This window comes from Leifsonia sp. L25, assembly GCF_050632895.1.
This window is the reverse complement of the sequence record NZ_JBODRZ010000006.1, coordinates 52,441-75,302: the sequence shown is the minus strand read 5'-3', so window position 1 is coordinate 75,302 and position 22,862 is coordinate 52,441. Positions and strand designations below refer to the sequence as shown.

At 70.2% G+C, this 22,862-nt stretch carries 17 protein-coding genes and 3 pseudogenes; 5 read left to right on the top strand and 15 right to left on the bottom strand.

Annotation, left to right across the window (positions count from 1 at the left end):
- Positions 1–11 precede the first annotated feature (11 nt).
- The 4 genes from ACRAWC_RS26935 to ACRAWC_RS26920 form a co-directional block, all read right to left on the bottom strand.
- Positions 12–725, bottom strand: a complete 714-nt coding sequence (locus ACRAWC_RS26935) for a hypothetical protein (RefSeq protein WP_431350218.1) — start codon at positions 723–725, stop codon at positions 12–14.
- On the bottom strand, positions 722–1,672 hold the full coding sequence (rsmH, locus tag ACRAWC_RS26930) for a 16S rRNA (cytosine(1402)-N(4))-methyltransferase RsmH (protein WP_431350217.1): 951 nt from the start codon (positions 1,670–1,672) through the stop codon (positions 722–724). The genes ACRAWC_RS26935 and rsmH overlap by 4 nt, the downstream gene beginning before the upstream one ends.
- 106 nt (positions 1,673–1,778) lie before the next feature.
- On the bottom strand, positions 1,779–2,210 hold the full coding sequence (mraZ, locus tag ACRAWC_RS26925; protein WP_431350249.1) for a division/cell wall cluster transcriptional repressor MraZ: 432 nt from the start codon (positions 2,208–2,210) through the stop codon (positions 1,779–1,781).
- 249 nt (positions 2,211–2,459) lie between these two features.
- On the bottom strand, positions 2,460–2,837 hold the full coding sequence (locus ACRAWC_RS26920; protein ID WP_431350216.1) for a DUF3040 domain-containing protein: 378 nt from the start codon (positions 2,835–2,837) through the stop codon (positions 2,460–2,462).
- 77 nt (positions 2,838–2,914) lie between these two features.
- Between ACRAWC_RS26920 and ACRAWC_RS26915 the strand changes: the two genes are divergently transcribed.
- Positions 2,915–4,036, top strand: a complete 1,122-nt coding sequence (locus ACRAWC_RS26915) for a polyprenyl synthetase family protein (RefSeq protein WP_431350215.1) — start codon at positions 2,915–2,917, stop codon at positions 4,034–4,036.
- A 44-nt stretch (positions 4,037–4,080) separates the two neighbouring features.
- Here ACRAWC_RS26915 and ACRAWC_RS26910 read toward each other — a convergent pair whose 3' ends face one another.
- Complete coding sequence (locus tag ACRAWC_RS26910; protein WP_185277088.1) at positions 4,081–4,422, bottom strand: Rv2175c family DNA-binding protein; 342 nt, start codon at positions 4,420–4,422, stop codon at positions 4,081–4,083.
- Positions 4,423–4,574: 152 nt separating this feature from the next.
- Between ACRAWC_RS26910 and ACRAWC_RS26905 the strand changes: the two are divergent.
- Both ACRAWC_RS26905 and pknB read left to right on the top strand, forming a co-directional pair.
- Positions 4,575–5,717 (top strand): annotated as a pseudogene (locus ACRAWC_RS26905) (LysM peptidoglycan-binding domain-containing protein).
- A 97-nt stretch (positions 5,718–5,814) separates the two neighbouring features.
- The gene (pknB, locus tag ACRAWC_RS26900) at positions 5,815–7,716 is read left to right on the top strand and encodes a Stk1 family PASTA domain-containing Ser/Thr kinase (RefSeq protein ID WP_431350214.1); all 1,902 of its coding nucleotides are present in this window, start codon (positions 5,815–5,817) and stop codon (positions 7,714–7,716) included.
- Between the two features lie 70 nt (positions 7,717–7,786).
- On the opposite strand, the gene ACRAWC_RS26895 is transcribed toward pknB, so the two are convergent.
- The 3 genes and pseudogenes from ACRAWC_RS26895 to ACRAWC_RS26885 all read right to left on the bottom strand — a co-directional run bounded on the left by ACRAWC_RS26895 (position 7,787) and on the right by ACRAWC_RS26885 (position 10,985).
- Entirely contained in the window at positions 7,787–9,157 is a 1,371-nt protein-coding gene (locus ACRAWC_RS26895) for a class II 3-deoxy-7-phosphoheptulonate synthase (RefSeq protein ID WP_431350213.1), read from the bottom strand.
- A gap of 42 nt (positions 9,158–9,199) precedes the next feature.
- Positions 9,200–9,964 carry a lysophospholipid acyltransferase family protein gene (locus ACRAWC_RS26890; protein WP_431350212.1) on the bottom strand — a complete coding sequence of 255 codons (765 nt, stop codon included), beginning with the start codon at positions 9,962–9,964 and terminating at the stop codon, positions 9,200–9,202.
- A 74-nt stretch (positions 9,965–10,038) separates the two neighbouring features.
- Positions 10,039–10,985: pseudogene (locus tag ACRAWC_RS26885) on the bottom strand (ROK family glucokinase).
- A gap of 164 nt (positions 10,986–11,149) precedes the next feature.
- On the opposite strand from ACRAWC_RS26885, the gene ACRAWC_RS26880 reads away from it, so the two are divergent.
- The gene (locus ACRAWC_RS26880) at positions 11,150–12,979 is read left to right on the top strand and encodes an AMP-dependent synthetase/ligase (RefSeq protein ID WP_431350211.1); all 1,830 of its coding nucleotides are present in this window, start codon (positions 11,150–11,152) and stop codon (positions 12,977–12,979) included.
- Here the strand turns inward: ACRAWC_RS26880 and ACRAWC_RS26875 are convergent.
- The 5 genes from ACRAWC_RS26875 to ACRAWC_RS26855 form a co-directional block, all read right to left on the bottom strand.
- Complete coding sequence (locus tag ACRAWC_RS26875; RefSeq protein WP_431350248.1) at positions 12,976–13,260, bottom strand: DUF559 domain-containing protein; 285 nt, start codon at positions 13,258–13,260, stop codon at positions 12,976–12,978. The genes ACRAWC_RS26880 and ACRAWC_RS26875 overlap by 4 nt on opposite strands.
- Positions 13,261–14,226: 966 nt before the next feature.
- Positions 14,227–15,075 carry an NAD-dependent epimerase/dehydratase family protein gene (locus ACRAWC_RS26870; protein WP_431350210.1) on the bottom strand — a complete coding sequence of 283 codons (849 nt, stop codon included), beginning with the start codon at positions 15,073–15,075 and terminating at the stop codon, positions 14,227–14,229.
- 17 nt (positions 15,076–15,092) lie between these two features.
- Positions 15,093–15,584, bottom strand: coding sequence for a peptide deformylase (gene def, locus ACRAWC_RS26865; protein ID WP_431350209.1), 492 nt, complete (start codon positions 15,582–15,584; stop codon positions 15,093–15,095).
- 46 nt (positions 15,585–15,630) lie between these two features.
- Positions 15,631–16,950, bottom strand: coding sequence for an AAA family ATPase (locus ACRAWC_RS26860; RefSeq protein WP_431350208.1), 1,320 nt, complete (start codon positions 16,948–16,950; stop codon positions 15,631–15,633).
- A gap of 140 nt (positions 16,951–17,090) precedes the next feature.
- The gene (locus tag ACRAWC_RS26855; protein ID WP_431350207.1) at positions 17,091–20,495 is read right to left on the bottom strand and encodes a pyruvate carboxylase; all 3,405 of its coding nucleotides are present in this window, start codon (positions 20,493–20,495) and stop codon (positions 17,091–17,093) included.
- Between the two features lie 79 nt (positions 20,496–20,574).
- Between ACRAWC_RS26855 and ACRAWC_RS26850 the strand changes: the two genes are divergently transcribed.
- Positions 20,575–21,384, top strand: coding sequence for a ParA family protein (locus tag ACRAWC_RS26850; protein ID WP_431350206.1), 810 nt, complete (start codon positions 20,575–20,577; stop codon positions 21,382–21,384).
- A 109-nt stretch (positions 21,385–21,493) separates the two neighbouring features.
- Here ACRAWC_RS26850 and ACRAWC_RS26845 read toward each other — a convergent pair whose 3' ends face one another.
- Positions 21,494–22,045 carry a MerR family transcriptional regulator gene (locus tag ACRAWC_RS26845; protein WP_345834675.1) on the bottom strand — a complete coding sequence of 184 codons (552 nt, stop codon included), beginning with the start codon at positions 22,043–22,045 and terminating at the stop codon, positions 21,494–21,496.
- A 119-nt stretch (positions 22,046–22,164) separates the two neighbouring features.
- Positions 22,165–22,862 (bottom strand): annotated as a pseudogene (ftsR, locus tag ACRAWC_RS26840) (transcriptional regulator FtsR).

The window sequence follows — 22,862 nt, the reverse complement described above, 5'->3', positions numbered from 1 at the left end:
CCGTCGCGTCGTCAGTGCGTCACCGGTGTCGGCAACGCTCCCTGCAACGGTACGGACGGCTTCGCCGGAGTCGTGGACGCCGCACCTGCGCTTGCGGAACTCCCAGCTTGGGCGGCCGCCCCCGCAGCCGCGGTGGGGGCGCCCGTCACCATCAGCCCGGGCGCCGCCGCGAGCGGCACGCCGTTGAGCTGCGCGTTCGGGACCAGGTTGCCCTGGCCTCCCGTCACGGTGCCGGCGGCGCCGGTCGCCGGGATGGGCGCGCCGAGCACCGCGCCGTCGGAGAGGCGCAGGTAGGCCGGGTTGCTGTTGCTCACCATGCCGAGCGCGTTGGCGTTGGCGGCGAGGTTCTGCGGCGATGTGAGCCGGTTGAGGTCCTCCGAGGCGGCCTGGTAGCTGCGCTGGAGCTGCGTCTGCTGGGCCTGCAGCGAACTGAGCTGGTAGGCGCCCTGCGAGACGCCGATGCTGAGCAGGAGCTGCGCGACCACGATCACGAGCAGGGAGGACACCGCGGTGATGGCGTAGAGGGTGCGCGGGCGTGCCCGGCGCTGGCTGCGCGTCGAGACGACCTCGAGGTGGGAGCGCCGCTCGCGGGCCGGCGTCTCCGGCCTGTCGAGGAGCGGCGCAGGCTCCTCCAGCTTCGCCGCCGTCGCCGCCGTGGACGCGGGCGCGTGCCACGCCATCGTCGGACGCCGTCGGACGCCGGTCCCCATCGGGTTGCTGCTCACGAGTCCCTCCTCACCCGTTCGGCCGCGCGCAGGCGCACCGGGGTCGCCCTCGGGTTCGCGGCCTTCTCCTCGTCGTCCGCCAGCTCCGCGCCCCGGATCAGGAGCTTCAGCTCCGGACGGTGCTCCGGCAGCTCGACGGGAAGCCCCGCCGGCGCGCTGGAGCGCGACCGGGTCTGCAGCTCCCGCTTGACGATGCGGTCCTCCAGGGACTGGTACGCCTCCACGACGATGCGGCCGCCCACCGCCAGCGCGTCGATGGCGGACGGGATGGCGCGCTCCAGCACGGCCAGCTCCTGGTTCACCTCGATGCGCAGCGCCTGGAAGACGCGCTTGGCCGGATGTCCCTGCCGCGCCACCGCGGCCGGCGTGGCCTTCTGCAGGATGTCGACGAGCTGTCCGGAGCGGACGATCGGCGCGTTCTGCCGCTCCTCCACGATGCGCCGCGCGTAGCGGGCGGCGAGCTTCTCCTCGCCGTAGTCGCGGAAGATCCGGCGCAGGTCGGCCTCGGAGTAGGTGGCGAGCACGACTTCGGCGGTGAGGTCGCTCGTGCCGTCCATCCGCATGTCGAGCGGCGCGTCCTTGGAGTACGAGAAGCCGCGCTCCACGCGGTCGAGCTGCAGCGAGGACACGCCGAGGTCGAACAGCACGCCGTCGATCGTGTCGATGCCGAGCCCGTCGAGCGCCTCGCGGATGCCGTCGTAGACGGTGTGCACCAGGTGCACGCGGTCGCCGAAGCGGGCGAGCCGGGCGCCGGCGATGGCCAGCGCCTCCTGGTCGCGGTCGAGCCCGACCAGCGTGACGTCGGGGAAGCGCTCCAGCACGCCGGCCGAGTGGCCGCCCATGCCGAGGGTCGCGTCCACGAAGACGGCGCCCGGCTCCTGGAGGGCGGGGCCGAGCAGCTCGATGCAGCGTTCGAGGAGGACCGGGGTGTGGATGTCGTCTGTCATGTCCGCATCCGGGAGGATCGGCTCCTGGATCCGGATCCCCATCCATTCCGACCTGCCACCGGGGAAGTGGCGTCAGGGCGTATGGCTGGGAGTCCGGTGCCAGGCGCTAGAACAGTCCCGGGATCACCTCCTCCTCCGTGTTCGCGAATGCTGCCTCCTGCTCGCCGAGGTAGGTCTCCCATGCCTCGGCGTCCCAGATCTCGGCACGGCTGCCCGCGCCGATCACGACCAGGTCTCTGTCGAGACCCGCATACGACCGCAACGGGGTCGGGATGGTGACCCGGTTCTGCTTGTCCGGGACCTCCGCGCTCGCCCCCGAGAGGAAGACGCGCAGGTAGTCGCGGGCCTGCTTGCTGGTCACCGGCGCCTGCCGGATCTTCTCGTGGAGCGATTCGAACTCGCGCTGCGAGAAGACGTAGACGCAGTGCTCCTGACCACGGGTCAGGACGAGTCCGGACGCGAGTTCATCCCGGAATTTGGCCGGCAGGATGATGCGCCCCTTGTCGTCGAGTTTCGGGGCATAGGTGCCGAGGAACATCGGCTCCACCCCCACTCTCCCGGCCACGGCTGCGGTGTGCCTCCACTTTACTCCACTCTCATCCACAAAATCAGCACAATCGGGAATTTTGCCCCGTTTAGGGGTGTTTGTGCCGCGAAATCACGCGGGAGAACGTGGTGGAGGGAAATGGAGGGCGAACGCGTCTCCGGGCAGTGCCGAGCACACGAAAAAGGGCCGATCCGAAGATCGGCCCTCACGTGGGGTGCGAAGTGGAGTGCGGCGGAGGGGCTACTGCTGCCCGTCCTGGCGCTTGTCCCAGCGGTCGTTCATACGGTCCATGAAGCCGGGCTGGCCGCGGGTCGGCTTGCCGGACGAGCCGGCCGCTGCGTCGGGATCGATCGCCACGCGCTTGCCCGGCGCGATGGCCAGGAGCACGCCGCCGAACATCACCACGAATCCGAGGATCCCGACGATGGGGAGCTGGACGAAGACGCCGGTCACGAGGACCGCCACGCCGATGACCGCGAGGAGGATTCCGAGCACGATCGACCGGTAGGCGGGACGTGCTCGCTTGCCTCCGACCTTCGCTACGAAGTCCGCGTCGTTCTGGTAGAGACTGCGTTCCATCTCTTCGAGGAGGCGCTGCTCATGTTCTGAAAGCGGCATCCGGATCCCCTCTTTCTAGCGGGTTCTAGGCGTTGTGTGGCCGATTGTAGCCGCACCACTCTGACTAGGCTATACGTGTGTCTGAAAGCATCCGATTCGTCGACCTCATCCAGTCAAGAATCGATGGATTCTTCGATGCGCGTGCATCCATTCTCGTCTCCATCGCCGACGAACTCGCCCCGATCGCGGCTTTTTCGAGGGATTTTCTCAGCGGCGGCAAGCGATTCCGGGCGTTGTTCTGCTTCTGGGGCTGGCAGGCGGTGCGTACGGCGGGCGATGAGCCGGGGGACGCCCCGGCGGTGACGGCCGGGGGCCCGCTCGACGCGGTCGTCTCCGTCGCCTCCGCGCTCGAGCTGTTCCACGCCGCCGCACTCGTGCACGACGACCTCATCGACAACTCGGACACCCGCCGCGGCGCACCGTCGGCGCACCGCCGCTTCGAGCGGCTGCACGACCAGGAGGGCTGGCAGGGCTCCGGGGCGACGTTCGGCACCGGAGCGGCCACGCTGCTCGGCGACTACCTGCTCATCCTCAGCGACGAGCTGTTCGACGAGGGCCTCACCCAGACCGTCAGCGCCTCGGCCCGACGATCGGCACGGGCCGAGTTCAACCGGATGCGTCTCGACGTCACCGCGGGTCAGTACCTCGACATCTTCGAGGAGATCGGCTGGGCCGGGCGTCCGGACGCCGACCAGCTCGCCAGGGCCGAGCGCGTGATCGTCTACAAGTCGGCCAAGTACTCGATCGAGTCTCCGCTGCTGATCGGCGCCAGCCTCGCGGGCGCGACGATCGGCCAGCTCGACGCGCTCCGCCGTTTCGGCCTCCCGCTCGGCATCGCCTACCAGCTCCGGGACGACCTGCTCGGCGTCTTCGGCGACGCGGAGGTCACCGGCAAGCCGAGCGGCGACGACCTGCGGGAGGGCAAGCGCACCGTCCTCATCGCGCTCACCCGGCAGGCGCTCCCGGCCGGGGCGCGGGCAGCGCTGGATGAGCTGCTCGGCGACCCCGACCTCACGCCGCAGCAGATCCAGACCCTTCAGATGACGATCCGCGACTCGGGCGCCGTCGACACCGTCGAGCGCATGATCGCGGACAACGTCGCGAACGCGATCGCCGCACTCGACGAGGCGCCGATCGGCCCGGCGGCGCGCGCTCAGCTCCGCGAGCTCGCGGTGACGGTCACCCGCCGGGCGTCCTGACCGAAGGCCGGATCAGGCCGGCGACACGTTCAGGCCGGCGGGGTTCAGGCCAGCGCCTGGGCGACGCGGCGCACCTCGGCCTTGCGGCCGGCGCGCAGCGCCTCGATGGGAGCCGTGCCGAGGCTCTCCTCGTCGGCGAGCAGCCAGTCCACGGCCTCGTCGTCGTCGAAGCCGTTGTCGGCGAGCACGATGAGCGTGCCGTGCAGCTCGCCGAGGGGCTCGCCGTCGCGGAGGAACACTGCGGGGACTTTGAGGACGCCGTCGATGCGCTTCGCCGCGAGATGTCGGTCCTCGATGAGGCGGCGGACACGGCTGACGCCGAGCCCGAGCTGCTCCACGAGGTCGGGGATGGTGAGCCACTCGGTGGCCTGGACCTGCTCGTTCACAGAGACAAGCGTGCCACGTCCGGCGGGCGATCACATGATCCAGGGAATGTTACGGTTGTGTTAACTGTTGTCACAGCAGCCACATTGGTTGACTCCTTACTCACGATGTGCGAGCGTGGACCACGGCTTTGTCACGCATAAGGGGGTCGACCATGTCTCTGAGCGAGAGCACCAACCGGCGCATGCTGGGCACGGTGCCGATCGCGATCGCCGGCTCCATCGCTGTGACGCTCAACCTCCTCACCCCCGCGCACGCCGCCACCGGCGAGGTGCGCGACCGGGTCCCGGAGACGAGTGACAGCGCGGCGAAGAGCGACAGCACGGCGAAGCGGGACGCGACCGGTCCGCGGAACACCATCCGCAGCGCGGAGGCCCCGCGTACCACGACGGCCTCGGCCGCCCGGATCGAGGTGGCGGCGGCCCCCGCGAGCTACCGGGTGCAGACCGGCGACACCGTCTCCGGCATCGCCGCCCGCTTCGGCATGTCCACCGCCGCCGTGCTCGCGCTCAACGGGCTGAGCTGGAAGAGCCTGATCTTCCCCGGCCAGGTGCTGGCTCTGAGCGCTGTGCCGAAGCCCGCGGCCGCAGCGCCCGCCCCGGCAGCGCCCTCCCCGCGCCGGCCGGGACCGCCTACACCGTCGCTCGCGGCGACACCGTCAGTGGGATCGCCGGCAGGTTCGGCCTGCGCACCTCCGCCGTTCTCGCCGCCAACGGACTGACCGGTGCGAGCATCATCTACCCGGGCCAGAAGCTCGCCATCCCCGGCATCACGACCGCGGCGGTGAACACCCCGATCGCGGCGCCCGCGCCGATCCAGGCGGCTGCCCCGGTCGTCACCGCGCCGGCGCCGGCACCGACTCCCGTCATCCAGCCGGGCCAGGTCGTCGCGCTCAGCGACGAGATGCGGGTGAACGCGCAGCTGATCATCCGCATCGGCCGCCAGGAGGGCGTCCCTGCCCAGGGCATCGTCATCGCGGCTCGCGGCGGCGGCCCAGGAGTCCGGACTGAGGAACGTTCGCTACGGCGACCGCGACTCGCTCGGCCTGTTCCAGCAACGCCCGAGCACCGGCTGGGGCACCCCCGCCCAGGTGCTCGACCCGGCCCGCGCGACCCTGGCCTTCTACGGCGGAGCGAACAACCCCAACAAGGGCCGCACGCGCGGCCTCCTCGACCTCCCCGGCTGGACCTCGATGAGCGTCACGCAGGCCGCCCAGGCGGTGCAGATCTCGGCGTATCCCACGGCCTACGCCAAGTGGGAGACGTCGGCGCGCGCGTGGCTGGCGCAGCTCGGCTGACGGGCGCGCCGCGCCGAAGGTCACAGCCGGGTCACAGCCCCGGCGCACACCGGTGTTTTGCAGGTTTCACGGCCGCCCCGTTCCCTAGACTCGACCCGTGACCACGAGCCAGACAGACCCGATGATCGGCCGTCTCATCGACGGCCGCTATCAGGTGCGCTCGCGGATCGCCCGGGGCGGTATGGCGACGGTGTACCTCGCCACCGATCTGCGCCTGGAACGACGGGTCGCGATCAAGGTCATGCACGGCCACCTCGCCGATGACAACACCTTCAAGAGCCGCTTCGTGCAGGAGGCACGCTCGGCCGCGCGGCTCGCCCACCCCAACGTGGTCAACGTCTTCGACCAGGGCCAGGACTCCGACATGGCGTACCTGGTCATGGAGTACCTGCCCGGCATCACGCTGCGCGACCTGCTCAAGGACTACGGCAAGCTGACCCCCGAGCAGACCATCGACATCATGGAGGCCGTGCTCAGCGGCCTGGCCGCCGCGCACAAGGCCGGAATCGTGCACCGCGACCTCAAGCCCGAGAACGTCCTCCTCGCCGACGACGGCCGGATCAAGATCGGCGACTTCGGCCTCGCCCGCGCCGCCAGCGCCAACACGGCGACCGGGCAGGCGCTCCTCGGCACGATCGCCTACCTCTCCCCCGAACTCGTCACCCGCGGCGTCGCCGACGCGCGCAGCGACATCTACGCGCTCGGCATCATGATGTACGAGATGCTCACGGGCACTCAGCCGTTCCACGGCGAGCAGCCGATGCAGATCGCCTACCAGCACGCGAACGACCCCGTCCCGGCGCCGAGCAGCGCCAACCCGGCCGTGCCGCCGGAGCTGGACGAACTCGTGCTGTGGGCGACCGAGAAGGACCCGGACCGCCGGCCGACCGATGCGCGCGAGATGCTCGACCGCCTCATCGAGGCTGAGAAGTCGATCCGCGGCGATGTCGCGATGCAGTCGACGATGGTGCTCCCGCCCGCGTTCGACATCGCCGACGGCGACACCCAGATCATCAACCCCGCCATCCGGCAGCAGGTCGCCTCGAGCACGCCGACCGCGACGGACACGCTGACCCAGGCCGCCCGGCGCCGCCGCGGCAAGGGCTGGTGGCTGTTCGCGCTCGTGCTGGTGCTGGCGGCCGTCGCCGGCGGGACCGGCTGGTACTTCGGCTCGGGACCGGGCTCGTTCGTCACAGTGCCGAACGTCGTGTCGCAAGCGCCCGCCGCCGCCGCCACGACCCTGACGAACCTGGGCTTCAAGACCGTTCAGGCGCCCGAGTACAGCGTGACCATCCCCGCCGGGCAGGTGTCCAGCACCGACCCGAAGGCCGGCGCGTCCGCGAACCGCGGCAGCACCGTCACGCTCCGCGTCTCGCAGGGCCCGAAGCCGGTCACCATCCCCGCCCTCGCCGGTGCGAGCCTCGACGCGGCGAAGTCCGCGATCACGGGCACCGGAGCGAAGGTCGGCGACGTCGCGCAGCAGTTCGACGCCAAAGTCCCTGCGAATACGGTCATCTCCGCGACCCGCGCCTCCGACGGCAGCGACATCTCCGGTGGCGGCGGCTACTTCCAGGCGGCGGCGGTGAACCTGGTCGTGTCGGTCGGCCCCATCCCGGACGTCACAGGCAAGTCGGTCTCGGGCGCCACCGCGGCGCTCGAGAAGGTCGGACTGCACGCCACCGCCGGCCCGCAGAGCTACAGCGACACGATCGACAAGGGCGACGTCATCTCCGCCCAGCCGCAGGGACAGCCGGTGCGCCCGGGCGACACGCTCGCACTCGAGACGTCACGCGGGCCCGCTCCGGTGCCGGTGCCCGACGTGGTCGGGCAGACCTGGGACAAGGCCAAGGCGGCGCTGCAGGCGGCGGGCTTCCAGCTCAACTACAGCGCTGCGGCCGACCTGCTGCCCGGCGGGTTCGTGGTCTCCAAGGTGTCGCCGTCCCCGGGCACGGAGGCGCCCAAGGGGTCGACCGTCACGGTCAACTTCGCCGGCTTCTGAGTCTCGTCCCCCGCAACGCGAGAACGCCCTCATCCGCACCGGATGAGGGCGTTCTGACGTGTCAGCCGGATCAGCCGAGGCTGAGCTCCTCGGCGACCAGGAACGCGAGCTCCAGCGACTGCATGTGGTTCAGGCGCGGGTCGCACAGCGACTCGTAGCGGGTGGCGAGGGTCTCCTCGTCGATGTGCTCCGAGCCGCCCAGGCACTCGGTGACGTCGTCGCCGGTGAGCTCGACGTGGATGCCGCCCGGGTGCGTCCCCGCCGCGCGGTGCGCCTCGAAGAAGCCCTTGACCTCGTCCACGACGTCGTCGAAGCGACGCGTCTTGTAGCCGTTCGGCGTCGTGAGCCCGTTACCGTGCATCGGGTCGGTGACCCAGAGCGGGTTGGCGTCGGAGTTCTTCACGGCCTCCAGCAGCGGCGGCAGGGCGTCGCGGACCTTGCCCGCGCCCATCCTCGTGATGAAGGTCAGGCGGCCGGGCTCGCGCTCGGGGTCGAGCGCGTCGATCAGGCGGCGCATGTCGTCGGCCGTCGTGGCCGGGCCGAGCTTGACGCCGATCGGGTTGCGGACACGGGACAGGAAGTCCACGTGCGCGCCGTCGAGGTCGCGGGTGCGCTCCCCGATCCAGACGAAGTGCGCCGACGTGTTGTACGGCGTCCCGGTGCGCGAGTCGATGCGCGTCATCGGACGCTCGTAGTCCATCAGCAGCGCCTCGTGGCTGCTGTAGAACTCCACGCGGGTCAGCTCGTCGAAGTCGGCACCCGCCGCCTCCATGAACTTGATGGCGCGGTCGATGTCGCGGGCGAGGCCCTCGTAGCGCTGGTTGGCCGGGTTCGCGGAGAAGCCCTTGTTCCAGCTGTGCACCTCTCGCAGGTCGGCGAAGCCACCCTGCGTGAAGGCGCGGATGAGGTTCAGCGTGGAGGCCGCCGTGTGGTAGCCCTGGACCAACCGGCGCGGGTCGGCCGTGCGGGACTCCGGGGTGAAGTCGTAGCCGTTGACGATGTCGCCGCGGTAGGCAGGCAGCGTCACGCCGCCGCGGGTCTCGGTGTCGCTGGAGCGCGGCTTGGCGAACTGCCCGGCCATCCGGCCCATCTTGATGACGGGCACGGACGCGCCGTACGTCAGCACGACGGCCATCTGCAGCACGGTCTTGACCCGGTTGCGGATCTGGTCGGCCGTCGCACCGGCGAAGGTCTCGGCGCAGTCGCCGCCCTGCAGCAGGAACGCCTTGCCCTGCGCGGCGCGAGCGAGCCGCGAGCGGAGCTGGTCCACCTCGCCGGCGAACACCAGCGGCGGCAGGGTCGCGATCTCCGCGGACGCCGCGGCCGCGGCCTCCGGGTCAGGCCACTGCGGCTGCTGCTTGATCGGGAGCGTGCGCCAATAGTCCAGGCCCTCGATCACGGAGTCGTCAGCTTTCACGACGGGATCTGTGGTCTGCAGCACTGTTCTGGTTCCGCTCGGTCGGGTGGATTGGGATAACCGAGCCTATCGCGCCGGACGGGCCTCCGGCGTCGTCGGGGCGGATTGTGACGGGACCGCGACCGGCGGCGGGGAGGCGGGGTCGGAGGCGAGCGCCGCGCGCTTCTCCTTCACCGTGCTGGCGTAGACGTCGACGTACTCCTGCTCGCCGAGAGCGTGCAGGGCGTACATGATCTCGTCGGTGACCGAGCGGAGGATGAAGCGGTCGCCCTCCATGCCCTCGAAGCGGGAGAAGTCGAGCGGCTCGCCGATGATGATCCCGATCCGGCCGATGCGCGGCAGCCGCTTGCCGATCGGCATGATATCGGCGGTGTCGACCATCGCGACCGGGACGACCGGCACGCCGGCCTCCAGGATCATCCGCGCGACGCCGGTCCGACCCCGGTACAGCTTGCCGTCGGGGCTGCGGGTGCCTTCCGGGTAGATGCCGAGGATCTCACCGCGCGCCAGGACGGCGAGACCGGTGTTGAGCGAGGCCTCGGACGCTTTGCCGCCCGACCGGTCGATGGGGAGCTGGCCGGTGGCGTTCATGAAGGCCCTGGTCGCCCAGCCCTTCAGGCCTCGGCGGGTGAAGTAGTCGCTCTTGGCGAGGAAGGACACGTGCCGGTCGACGACGATCGGCAGGAAGATCGAGTCGATGAACGACAGGTGGTTGCTGGCGAGGATGACCGCACCGTTCGCCGGGACGTTCTCCAGCCCCACGACCCAGGGGCGGAAGACGCCTCGGAGCAGCGGCCCCGCGATCAGGTTCTTCATCAGCCAGTAGAACATCGATCGAAAGCCTAGTGCCCCGCCCCGCTCACCGGGAGGACCGGCTCATGCGCGGTCGCGCGCACGGAGGCGCCTCAGAGCGCCGCGTGCAGGCGGGCCAGGTCGGCGGCGCCGACCACCCCGGCGTCGTTGACAAGCTCCGCGATCTTGAACTCCGGCTCCGGGTGGAAGCCACGCGCGGGCAGGTTCTCCAGGTAGGCCTGCCGGATCGGCTCGAGGAGCAGCTCCCCGCCTGCGCGACGCCGCCACCGAACACGAAGAGCTGCGGGTCGAGGATGGCGCCGAGGCTCGCGCAGGCCTGGCCGAGCCAGTCGCCGAGCTGCCGCAGGGCGGCCAGCGCGCCGGGGTCGCCGGCCACGATGAGCCCGGAGATGTCGCTGCCGCTCAGCTCGCCCTTACGGCTCCGGATGTCGGCGAGCGACTGCCCGATGCCGCCCGCGTCGGCGAGCTCGTTCGCCATCCGCTGGAGCGCCCGGCCGGAGCCGTACTGCTCGATGCAGCCGTGCGCGCCGCAACCGCAGGGCAGGCCGCCCGGTACGACGCGCATGTGGCCGATCTCCGCTCCCGCGCCGAAGCCGCCGCGGAACAGCCGGTCGTTGCTGACGATCGCGCCGCCCACGCCGGTGCCGATGGTGAGGATGACCATGTCGCTGACCAGACGGCCTGCGCCGTAGCGGAACTCCGCCCAGCCCGCTGCGTTGGCATCGTTCTCGATGAGCACGGGGACGTCGATGCGCTTCTCGAGCTTCTCCCGGAACGGCTCGTGCCGCCAGTTGATGTTCGGCGCGTAGTACACGGTGGACTGCGCCGCGTCGATGAAACCGGCCGCGGCGACCCCCGCGCCCGCGATCTCCTCCGGGCCGTCCGACAGCCGCTCGATCATCGCGACGACGGCGTTCTCGATCTCCTCGGGGCGGGTCGCGTCGGTCGGCACGCGATCCTCGCGGACGATCGCGCCGAGCTCGTCGACGACTGCTCCGGCGATCTTGGTCCCGCCGATGTCGATTCCGATGGCGTGCACAGGCGGGCCCCTTCCGGGTGGGTGTGGGTCGGGCGACGATGAGGGGAAAGCGGACCGGGTCGTCTCGGAAGACTCCCTGCCGCACCATCTAGAGTGTAATCAACCACTGCGAGCCGGAGCGATTCGGCCCGATTGCCCGCCCGCCCGGTATCGAGGGAGCTACCGTGAATCAGTTCGAAATCCCCGCAGTCGTCCCGGCCGACCCGGAGGCCAACGCGACGGACCTGCTCGTGCAGCGGGTCGCCGCGACCCCGGACGCGGCCCTGTTCAGCGTCCCGGACGGCGACGGCTGGAAGGACGTGACCGCGGCGGAGTTCTACCGCCAGGTCATCGCGCTCGCCAAGGGCCTGGTCGCCGCCGGCATCCAGCCGGGCGACATGATCGGCCTGATGTGCAAGACCCGCTACGAGTGGACGCTGATCGACTTCGCCACCTGGTTCGCCGGGGCCGTGCTCGTGCCGATCTACGAGACGTCGTCGCCCGCTCAGGTGCAGTGGAACATGTCCGACTCGGGTGCGAAGGCCATCATCCTGGAGACCGCGGAGATGTTCTCCCGGTTCGACGAGGTGCACGCCGACCTGCCGCTCATCCAGGACGTCTGGCAGCTCCACCTGGGCGACCTGGACAAGCTGGTGGCCGCCGGCGTCGACGTGCCGGACGCCGAGATCGAGCGCCGCAGGAACCTGGCCCGCGGCGAGGACATCGGCACCCTGATCTACACCTCCGGCTCGACTGGGCGCCCCAAGGGCTGCGTGCTCACCCACTCGAACTTCGTTGAGCTGTCCCGCAACTCCGCCGAGGCGCTGAAGGAGGTCGTGATGCAGCCGGGCGGCGCCTCCACGCTGCTCTTCATCACGACGGCCCACGTCTTCGCCCGCTTCATCGCCGCGCTGTGCGTCACCGCCGGCGTGAAGGTCGGCCACCAGGCCGACACCAAGCAGCTCCTGCCCGCCCTGGCGAGCTTCAAGCCGACGTTCCTGCTGGCGGTTCCGCGGGTGTTCGAGAAGGTCTACAACTCGGCCGAGCAGAAGGCGGAGGCCGGCGGCCGGGGGAAGATCTTCCGCGCGGCCGCCGAGGTCGCCGTCGAGCACTCCAAGGCCGTCGAGGCGGGCTCGGTGCCGTTCGGCCTCAAGCTGAAGTTCGCTCTGTACGACCGGCTCGTGTTCTCCAAGCTGCGTGCGGCGATGGGCGGCCGTGTGAAGTACGCCGTCTCCGGCTCCGCGCCCCTCGGTGCGCACCTCGGCCACTTCTTCCACAGCCTCGGCATCAAGATCCTGGAGGGCTACGGCCTCACCGAGACCACGGCACCGGCGACCGTCAACCTCCCGTCGACCTTCAAGATCGGCACGGTCGGCCCCGTTCTCCCCGGCGTCGGCGTGCGCCTGGTCGAGGACGGCGAGATCGAGGTCAGGGGCGTCAACGTCTTCAAGGAGTACTGGAAGAACCCGGAGGCCACCGCCGCGGCGTTCGACGACGGCTGGTTCCGCACCGGCGATCTCGGCTCGTTCGACGAGGACGGCTACCTGACGATCACCGGCCGCAAGAAGGAGCTGATCGTCACCGCCGGCGGCAAGAACGTCTCGCCGGCCGTGCTGGAGGACCCGATCCGCGCCAACCCGCTGGTCGGCCAGGTGATCGTGGTCGGCGACCAGAAGCCGTTCATCGCGGCACTGGTGACGCTCGACACCGAGATGCTGCCGACCTGGCTGGCGAACAACGGCGAGGACAAGGACATGACCCTCGCAGAGGCGTCCGTGAACCCGGCCGTGAACGCCGAGATCCAGCGCGCGATCGACGCGGCCAACCAGGGCGTCTCGCGCGCCGAGAGCATCCGCAAGTTCGTCATCCTCGCCACGGAGCTGACCGAGGCAAGCGGCCACCTGACCCCGAAGCTCAGCATCAAGCGCAACGTGATCCTCGCCGACTTCGCCGACGTGATCGACGGCGTCTACAGCGGCAACCCGAGCACGCAGGGGATCTCGCTGGCGCACTAGGCACCCCTCGATTCGTGCCGAATGTCGCCTTCGGCGCCCTCGAAGGCGACATTCGGCACGAATCTGTTGAGACGTTCGGCGAACGCGTCGCGATCGCCGAACAGGTCGTGCGCCGTGACCCTGACGACGCGCCAGCCTTCGGCCTCGAGAAGCTCGCGGCGTTCGATGTCCTTGTGCCACTGCCAACGCTCCACGCGATGCCCGTCGCCCTCGTACTCGAAAGCGAGCCGTCGCTCCGGGATGGAGAGGTCCGGATGCAGCACAACGCCGCGGCGACCCACCGGCACCGGATGATTGACCTCCAAGTCGCCATAGCCGCGAGACTCCAGGAACAGGCGCAGCAGTGTCTCGGGACGCGAATCAGCGTCGGGGCGGATGCGAGGGAGGGCCCAGGCACGTGCCCGAGCCCCCTTCGTGCGGCGGAGTTCGTCCGCGGCGACGACGAGCTCGTCGATGTCGGCGAGAGCGGGCGCTTGCGCGCGCCGATCAGGTGGTCTCCCACCGCCACGAGGTCCTCGCGACTGAGGACTCCGGAGAGCTGGCACCAGACGTGAGCCGCCGAGCTGACCGGGAGGCCGTCCACCACCTGTCCCGCCAGGCTCCCCAGGCTGTGACCCGCCACTCCCCGGCCGCGCGGCGGTGATCGCGGGAACTCCACGGACACGTGAAGCGGACCTTCATCCGGCGTCATCGGCATCGGCACGCCGAGGAGCGCCGCCCCGGTCTGATGGCTGAAGTAGGCGCCGCCGACCAGCAGCGGGAGGTACGCGAGGCACCGTTCCCGAAGCGACGCCGGGGCGATCGAGAGATGGATGCCGTGGAACGGATTGTGTAGATCACGGGCACGGAGGCGGGACGCGCTCACTCCGGCGCGACGCGCCTCCGCTGGAGTGAAGGCGGCACCGGCCAGGGCGGTCGGTAGAGGGTGTGGCGTTCGCATCCCCTCATCGTGACTGTCGAGCGTGCCGCACGTCGCGTTCGTGGCGAATCAGTGGACAACGCGAGTTCTCCACATCTCATCGCGCCCGCGCGATTCGTCACGAATCGCGGGAAAGGCCCCGCCAAAGGGCACATTCGTGATGAATGTCGAAATCGCTGCAACAACGCGAGATTCGTGACGAATCGCGGGAATCGCCGCGGCAAAGCGCACATTCGGCACGAATCGTCAGTTCGCGCCATGGTGCGATTCGGCACGAATGTCGCGAATGGCGGAGCCAGACGCGACATTCGGCACGAATCGCGGAGCGCTACACCTCGTCGCGCCAGGAGTGCTGGGGGGCGTAGCCCAGCACGCGGCGCGCCTTGTCGATGGAGAGCAGGGTCTCGTTGTTGTCGAGGTCGTCGCGCTTGAGCGGGACGCCGGGGAAGACCTCGGCCACGAGCTCCGCATTGGGCCGCGACATGACCGTGTCGGCCGCGGCGATGATGAAGCGGTCGAAGCCGGTGGTGTCCCATTCGAGCGCCTTCTGGATGGCCTGGGCCCCGTCGCGGGCGTCGATGTAGCCCCACAGGTTCCACTTCCGTCCCCGCGCGTCCGCGTCGTAGGACGGGAAGGCCGCGTAGTCGGCCGGCTCCATCACGTTCGAGAACCGCAGCGCGACGATCTTCAGCGACGGGTCCCAGCGCACCAGCTCGATCGCCATCTGCTCCTCGAGGTGCTTGACCAGCGAGTAGGTGGACTCCGGGCGTGCCGGGTAGTCCTCGTCCACGGGGATGTAGGGCGGCGGGACATCGAACGGGAGACCGAGCACCGTCTCGCTGGACGCATAGACCACGTTCTTGATGCCGGCGCGGCGCGCGGCCTGGAAGACGTTGTACGTGACGCGGATGTTGTTGTGGAAAGTCGCGACGTCGCTCAGGATGCCCGGCGCCGGGATGGCGGCCAGGTGCACGATCGCGTCGAAGCCGTCGTGCAGGTCGTTGACGCCCAGAATGGCGTCGAGCGTCTGACCGTAGTCGGTCAGGTCGACACGCACGAAGCCGCGGCCGCGCTCCCCCGTCGTGTCCAGGTTGACGACGGTGTGACCCGCCGCGCGTAGTTCGCGGACGACTGTGCGCCCGAGCTTGCCCGATCCTCCGGTGACTGCAATGTCCATGCACCGAGTCTACGGACTCAGAACCAGTCGCTCTCCCGCACCTGACGCATCGCCTCGCGCCGGGTGTCCTTGTCCAGGCGGTCGAGGTAGAGCTTTCCGTCGAGGTGGTCGGTCTCGTGCTGCAGCGCCTGCGCCATCACGCCGGTACCGGAGAGCTCGATCTCCTTGCCGTCCAGATCGACGCCGCGCACCCTGGCGAACGGGTAGCGGGAGGTCTTGAACCACAGGCCCGGCACCGAGAGGCAGCCCTCGTCGACCAGCTCGGGCTCGCCGGAGACCTCCACGAGCTCGGGGTTGATGATGTAGCCGACCTCGCCGTCCACGTTGTAGCTGAACGCCCGGAGGCCGACGCCGATCTGCGGGGCGGCGACGCCCGCGCGCCCCGGCGGGATGACGCTGTCGATCAGGTCCTCGACCAGGCCGCGGACGCCCTCGTCGATGTCGCCGACTGGCTCGGACGGAGTCTTCAGGACGGGGTCGCCGAACAGGCGGATCTGACGTTCGGTCACAGGGATCTCCTCGGGCGCGGACTGCGCGGGTGGGACGGGAGCGGGATCAGGCGCGCTCGGCGGGCAGGCCCTCCACCACGAGCGCGGCGAGCGCCCGGGCGGACAGCTTGGTCAGGGGCTTGAGGTCCTTCCAGTTGACCACGGAGCCGGCGGCGAGCTGCGGGTCGTACGGGATGCGGACGATCTCGCGCACGCGCGAGCGGAAGTGGGACTCGATCTCCTCGAGCTTCACCAGGTTGGTCGCGTGCGTGGCGGTGTTGAGGGCGACGACGGCGTTGCGGACCAGGTCCGTGTAACCGTTCGCCTCCAGCCAGGTGAGCGTCTCGGAGGCGAGCCGCGCCTCATCCACGCTGCCGCCGGAGACGATGACGATCTCGTCCGCACGCTGCAGGGTGGCCCGCATCACCGAGTGGACGATGCCGGTGCCGCAGTCGGTCAGCACGATCGAGTAGAACCGGGCCGCCAGGTCGGCGACGACGTTGTAGTCGTTCTCGTCGAAGGCTTCGGACAGCAGCGGGTCGGTGTCGGAGGCGAGGATGTCGAGCCGGGTCTCGTCACGCGACACGAGCGCCGAGAAGTCGGTGAAGCCGCCGATGCTCGCCGCCTTGTGCACGACGTCGCGAACGGTGGCGCGGGTCTGCTTGGGAACGCGCTCGGAGAGCGTGCCGCGGTCGGGGTTGGCGTCCACCGCGATGATGCGGTCCTCGCGCGCGTCGGCCAGCGCCATCCCGAGCAGGGCCGTGACGGTGGTCTTGCCGACGCCGCCCTTGCGGGTGAGCACCGGGACGAAGCGGGTGCCGCCCTCGAACTGCTTCTGGATGCGGTGGTCGAGCTCCTTGCGAGCGCGCACCTTGGCGGAGTCGCCCAGGTTGACCATGCGGAACGTCGTGTTGTAGACGAAACGCTGCCAGGGGCCTTCAGGACCCGGACGCGTCTTGCGGTTGACCTCCAGCAGACGGTCGGCGGTCAGCATCGCAGCGGGCTCGGGCTGCGGCGAGTGCTCGCCGCGCAGGCGGTCGCGGCGCGACTGCGCGTAGGCGTCATGCGAGTCGTGGCCGGGCAGCGGTGCGACCCCGTCCGCCGCGGTCCCCTGCGTCGGCGTCGGGCCGGTGGCCAGCCGCGACGCGACGATCGCGACGGAGGTCGTGGTGGGCTCGGTCGGGGACGCCACGAAGCCCGGGTCGACAGGGATGTCGTCGATCGCGACGGCGGCCTCGTCCTCCGGGACCTCTTGGCGTGGGGCGGGAGGCAGGTCGACCGCGATGCTCAGCTTACTGTCGACCTCGAGCGGGGACGGCCTGAACGTCGGCTCGACGTCCCGCGGCGCGAGGTCGCCGCGTTCCGGCTCCTCCGGCTTGTCTGCCACGCTTGCACTCCTCCTGCCGCACGACGGCGGCGACTGCGACAGTTTACCGGGCCACCCGCCTGCCACGACACCGCGGACGCCCGGCCCGGGAACGCCGCAGCGCTCCCCGACTGTGCGGGGAGCGCTGCGGACCGTGCCGGTCAGGCGGGGGTGATGACGACCAGGAGGTCGCCCGCATCCACCTGCTGGGTCTTCGGAATGGCGAGGCGCTCGATCGTGCCGGCGACGGGGGCGGTGATCGCCGCTTCCATCTTCATGGCCTCGATCGATGCGACGGCCTGGCCCGCGGCGACGACATCGCCCGGGACCACGTGCAGCGTCACGACGCCCGAGAACGGCGCGGCCACGTGCCCGGGCTTGGCGGAGTCCGCCTTCTCGGCGGCCTTCGTCTCGACCACGATGCTGCGGTCGCGCACGAACACCGGGCGGAGCTGGCCGTTGAGCGTGGTCATGACGGTGCGCATGCCCTTCTCGTCGGCCTCGCCGATGGCCTCCAGCCCGATGTAGAGCCGCACGCCCTTGCTGAACTCGATGACGTGCTCCTCGACCGGCGAGAGCCCGTACAGGTAGTCCACAGTGTCGACCACCGAGAGGTCGCCGAAAAGCTCCCTCATCTGCTCGTAGATGCGGGTGGGTGCCGGGAAGAGCAGGCGGTTGAGCGTCGCCCGCCGCTCGGCGCTGGAGCCCTCCAGCGCCGCCGCGTCGGAGGCCGGCAGGTCCTCGACGCCGACCTTGACGTTCTTGCCCGCCAGCACCTTGGTGCGGAACGGCTCGGGCCAGCCGCCGGGCAGCTCGCCCAGCTCACCGGCCATGAAGCCGACGACCGAGTCCGGGATGTCGTAGTTCTGCGGGTTCTCGGCGAAGTCGTCCGGGTCCGCCCGGACGGCCGCCAGGTGCAGGGCGAGGTCGCCGACGACCTTGGACGACGGGGTCACCTTGGGGATGCGGCCCAGGATCCGGTTGGCCGCGGCGTACATGTCCTCGACCAGCTCGAAGTCCTCGGCGAGGCCCAGCGCCTTGGCCTGCTGGCGCAGGTTGGAGAGCTGGCCGCCGGGGATCTCGTGCTTGTAGACGCGACCGGTGGGGCCCGGCAGGCCCGACTCGAACGGACGGTAGACCTGGCGCACGGCCTCCCAGTACGGCTCGAGGTCCTCGACCGCGGACAGCGAGATGCCCGTGTCGCGCTCGGTGTGCGCCAGGGCCGCGACGAGGGCGGAGGCGCTCGGCTGGCTGGTGGTGCCGGCCATCGGGGCGCTCGCCACGTCGACCGCGTCGGCGCCGGCGCGCGACGCCGCGAGCAGCGTTGCGAGCTGGCCGCCCGGGGTGTCGTGGGTGTGCACGTGCACCGGGAGGTCGAACCGCTCGCGGAACGCCGCGACCAGCTTCTCGGCGGCGCTCGGGCGCAGCAGGCCGGCCATGTCCTTGATCGCGAGAATGTGCGCGCCGGACTCCACGATCTGCTCCGCCAGGCGCAGGTAGTAGTCGAGCGTGTAGAGGTCCTCAGCCGGGTCGAGCAGGTCACCCGTGTAGCAGACCGCGACCTCCGCGATCGCCGAGCCGGTGGCGAGCACCGACTCGATCGCCGGGCGCATCTGGGACACGTCGTTGAGCGCGTCGAAGATGCGGAAGATGTCGACGCCGGTCGCGGCGGCCTCCCGCACGAACGCGTCGGTCACCTGCGTCGGGTACGGCGTGTAGCCGACGGTGTTGCGGCCGCGCAGCAGCATCTGGATGTTGATGTTCGGCAGCGCCTCGCGCAGGGAGGCCAGGCGCTCCCACGGGTCCTCGCCGAGGAAGCGGAGCGCGACGTCGTAGGTCGCGCCGCCCCAGGCCTCCACCGAGAGCAGCTCGGGCGTGAGCCGGGCGACGTACGGCGCAACAGCGAGCAGGTCCTTGGTGCGCACGCGGGTCGCGAGCAGCGACTGGTGGGCGTCGCGGAACGTGGTCTCGGTGACCGCGAGGGCGGTCTGCGCGCGCAGCGCGTCGGCGAAGCCCTTCGGGCCGAGCTCGAGCAGCCTCTGACGCGAGCCGGACGGGGCGGGCACGCTCAGGTCGAGGCGCGGGAGCTTCTCGACCGGGTCGGCGACCTCCGGGCGCGGGCCGTTCGGCTGGTTGACCGTGACGTCGGCCAGCCAGTTGAGCACCTTGGTGCCGCGGTCCTTCGACTCACGGCCCTTGAAGAGCTCGGGGCGCTCCTCGATGAAGGAGGTGGAGACGTTGCCGGCGATGAAGTCCGGGTCCTCCATGACCGCCTGGAGGAACGGGATGTTCGTGGCGACGCCGCGCACGCGGAACTCGGCCAGCGCACGCCGCGCACGCAGCACGGCGGCCGGGAAGTCGCGACCGCGGGTGATCAGCTTGGCGAGCATGGAGTCAAAGTGCGGGCTGATCTGCGCGCCCGGGTTGATGGTGCCGCCGTCGAGGCGGATGCCGGCGCCGCCCGGCGAGCGGTAGGTGGTGATCTTGCCCGTGTCGGGGCGGAAGCCGGCCGTCGGGTCCTCGGTGGTGATGCGGCACTGCAGGGCTGCACCGCGCATCTGCACGGAGTCCTGGCTGAGGCCGAGGTCGGCCAGTGTCTCGCCCGCGGCGATGCGGATCTGCGACTGCACCAGGTCGACGTCGGTGATCTCCTCGGTGACCGTGTGCTCGACCTGGATGCGCGGGTTCATCTCGATGAACACGTGCTCGCCCGCACGGTCGCCGGCGGTGTCGAGCAGGAACTCGACCGTGCCGGCGTTCTCGTAGCCGATCGACTTCGCGAACGCGACGGCGTCGCGGTAGAGCGACTGACGGATCTCGTCCGAGAGGTTCGGGGCGGGAGCGATCTCGACCACCTTCTGGTGGCGGCGCTGCACCGAGCAGTCGCGCTCGAACAGGTGGATGGTGTTCCCGTCGCCGTCGGCGAGGATCTGCACCTCGATGTGGCGCGGGCGCAGGACGGCCTGCTCCAGGAACATGGTCGGGTCGCCGAACGCGCTGTCGGCCTCGCGCATGGCCTCCTCGAGCGACGCGCGCAGGTCCTCCTTGCGGGCGACGCGCCGCATGCCGCGGCCGCCGCCGCCGGCGACCGCCTTGGCGAAGATCGGGAACCCGATCTCGTCGGCTCCCGCCAGCAGCTCCTCGATATCGCGCGACGGCGGGGTGGACTTCAGGACCGGCACGCCCGCGGCGATCGCGTGCTCCTTGGCCGTCACCTTGTTACCGGCCATCTCGAGCACCTCGGCGCGCGGGCCGATGAAGGCGATGCCCGCCGCGCGGGCGGCCTCGGCCAGCTCGGGGTTCTCGGAGAGGAAGCCGTAGCCGGGGTAGATCGCGTCCGCGCCGGACTCCTTGGCGACCCTGATGATCTCCTGAACATCCAGGTACGCGCGCACCGGGTGGCCGGGCTCGCCGATCTGGTAGGCCTCGTCCGCCTTCAGCCGGTGCATCGAGTTGCGGTCTTCGTAGGGGAAGACGGCGACGGTCGCGGCGCCCAGTTCGTAGGCGGCACGGAATGCCCGGATGGCGATTTCACCGCGATTGGCAACGAGGATCTTACGGAACATGGGGACCTTTCGAGCAGGGGTCGGCACCACACAGCAAACGGTTAGGTACTCCAAGACTAGTGAAGGTAACGTGGCTGTCGTGCACGTACTCAGCGTTAGTTCCCTCAAGGGCGGTGTCGGAAAGACCACGGTGACGCTTGGTCTGGCCTCGGCGGCGTTCGCCAAAGGGCTCCGTACGCTGGTCGTCGACCTCGACCCGCAGTCCGACGTCTCGACCGGCATGGACATCCAGGTCGCCGGTCACCTCAACGTCGCCGACGTGCTCGCCTCCCCCAAGGAGAAGATCGTCCGGGCGGCGATCGCGCCCTCCGGCTGGACCAAGGGACGCCCGGGCAAGGTCGACGTCATGATCGGCAGCCCGTCCGCTATCAACTTCGACGGTCCGCACCCGAGCATCCGCGACATCTGGAAGCTCGAAGAGGCGCTGGCCAACGTGGAGCACGACTACGAGCTCGTGCTGATCGACTGCGCCCCGTCGCTCAACGCGCTCACCCGCACGGCGTGGGCGGCCAGCGACCGCGTGGCGGTCGTGACCGAGCCCGGTCTGTTCTCGGTGGCCGCCGCCGACCGCGCGCTGCGCGCGATCGAGGAGATCCGCCGTGGCCTCTCGCCGCGCCTCCAGCCGCTCGGCATCATCGTCAACCGTGCCCGCGTGCAGTCGCTGGAGCACCAGTTCCGCATCAAGGAGCTGCGCGACATGTTCGGCCCGCTGGTGCTCGCGCCCCAGCTCCCCGAGCGCACGTCGCTGCAGCAGGCGCAGGGCGCCGCGAAGCCTCTGCACGTCTGGCCGGGTGAAAGTGCGCAGGAGATGGCGCACAACTTCGATCTCCTCCTGGAGCGCGTCCTCCGCACCGCCAAGATCGGCGAGTACGCCGCAGCCGGCAACTAGCAACTGGCAACTAGCAACTGGCAACTGGCAACTGAGTACGCACGGACTCAGCGAAAAACCGCCGAGTACGCAGACAAAGACGTACTCGACGGTTTGCGAAAGGTGCGGCTCAGGAGGCCTTGGACTTGGCGGCGCGGCGGGCGGCAAGCTCGTCGAGGTCGTCGCCCTGGGTGTCGAGCTCGACGAGGGAGGACTCCACCTCGCGGAGGACCTTGCCGACGGCGATTCCGAAGACACCCTGGCCGCGGCTGACCAGGTCGATGACCTCGTCGTTCGACGTGCAGAGATAGACGCTCGCCCCGTCGCTCATCAGCGTGGTCTGCGCCAGGTCGTTGACGCCCGCCTCGCGGAGCTGGTTGACGGCCGTCCGGATCTGCTGCAGCGAGATGCCGGTGTCGAGGAGGCGCTTGACCAGCTTGAGCACGAGGATGTCGCGGAAGCCGTACAGGCGCTGCGAGCCGGAGCCGGCCGCGCCGCGGACCGTGGGCTCCACGAGGCCGGTGCGCGCCCAGTAGTCGAGCTGTCGGTAGGAGATGCCGGCCGCGCGGGCCGCGACGGCGCCGCGGTAGCCGTTGGCGTCGTCCATCTCGGGCAGGCCGTCGGTGAACAACAGCCCCAGATCGTACCGGGCGGCGTCGTTGTCACGACTCAGTTCGCTCATGATGACTGCCCCTCGGTTGACGTATCGGGCGCTTCGTGATGAGGCGCTTCAACAACGGTACCCATCCCCCGGTCGCCGGGCAACGACATCCGGAAAACGTCGTCGGCGTGTCGAGCCGGTCAGGGCTGGAGTCGGGCCAGCGCCGCGCGGATGATGCTGCCCCGGACCACGTCGAGCTGCCCCGCGATCTCACGGGCGAGTTCTGCGGTCTGCGGCCCGGCCGTCACGTCCTTGCGGCGCGCGAGGGGCACCAGGGCGGTCTCGATCAGTCCGATTTCGCGCTCAGCAGCCGCGCGGAAACCGCGCAGGTGGCGCGGCCCGATGCCGGTGCGCGCCAGCTCGGCGAGCGCGCGGAGCACCGTCAGCGTCTCCTCGCCGTAGACCTCGGCGGGCGCGATCAGCGACGCACTGACCGCCTCCTGCAGCAGTTCGGGCGTGGCGCCCGCCTCGCGGAGCAGTTCATCGCGCTTGAACCGGCGGCCGGCGGGGAGCATCGACGCCGAGCCTTCGCGCGCACCGCCCGGCAGCGGCGGGCTCTCCCCGCGTCGACCGCGGCGAGGTACTTCTTGATGACCTTGAGCGGGAGGTAGTTGTCCCGCTGCATCGCCAGCACGGTGTGCAGCCGCTCGACGTCGGCAGGCGAGAACTTGCGGTAGCCCGACGCCGTGCGCGACGGCGAGATGAGCCCGCGCTCCTCCAGGAAGCGCAGCTTGGACGACGACAGGTCCGGGAACTCGGGGGTCAGGCGCGCCAGCACCTGGCCGATCGAGAGCAGTGCGGGCGGGGCGGTGTGCGCCCTCGCTGCTTGCCGGGCCAC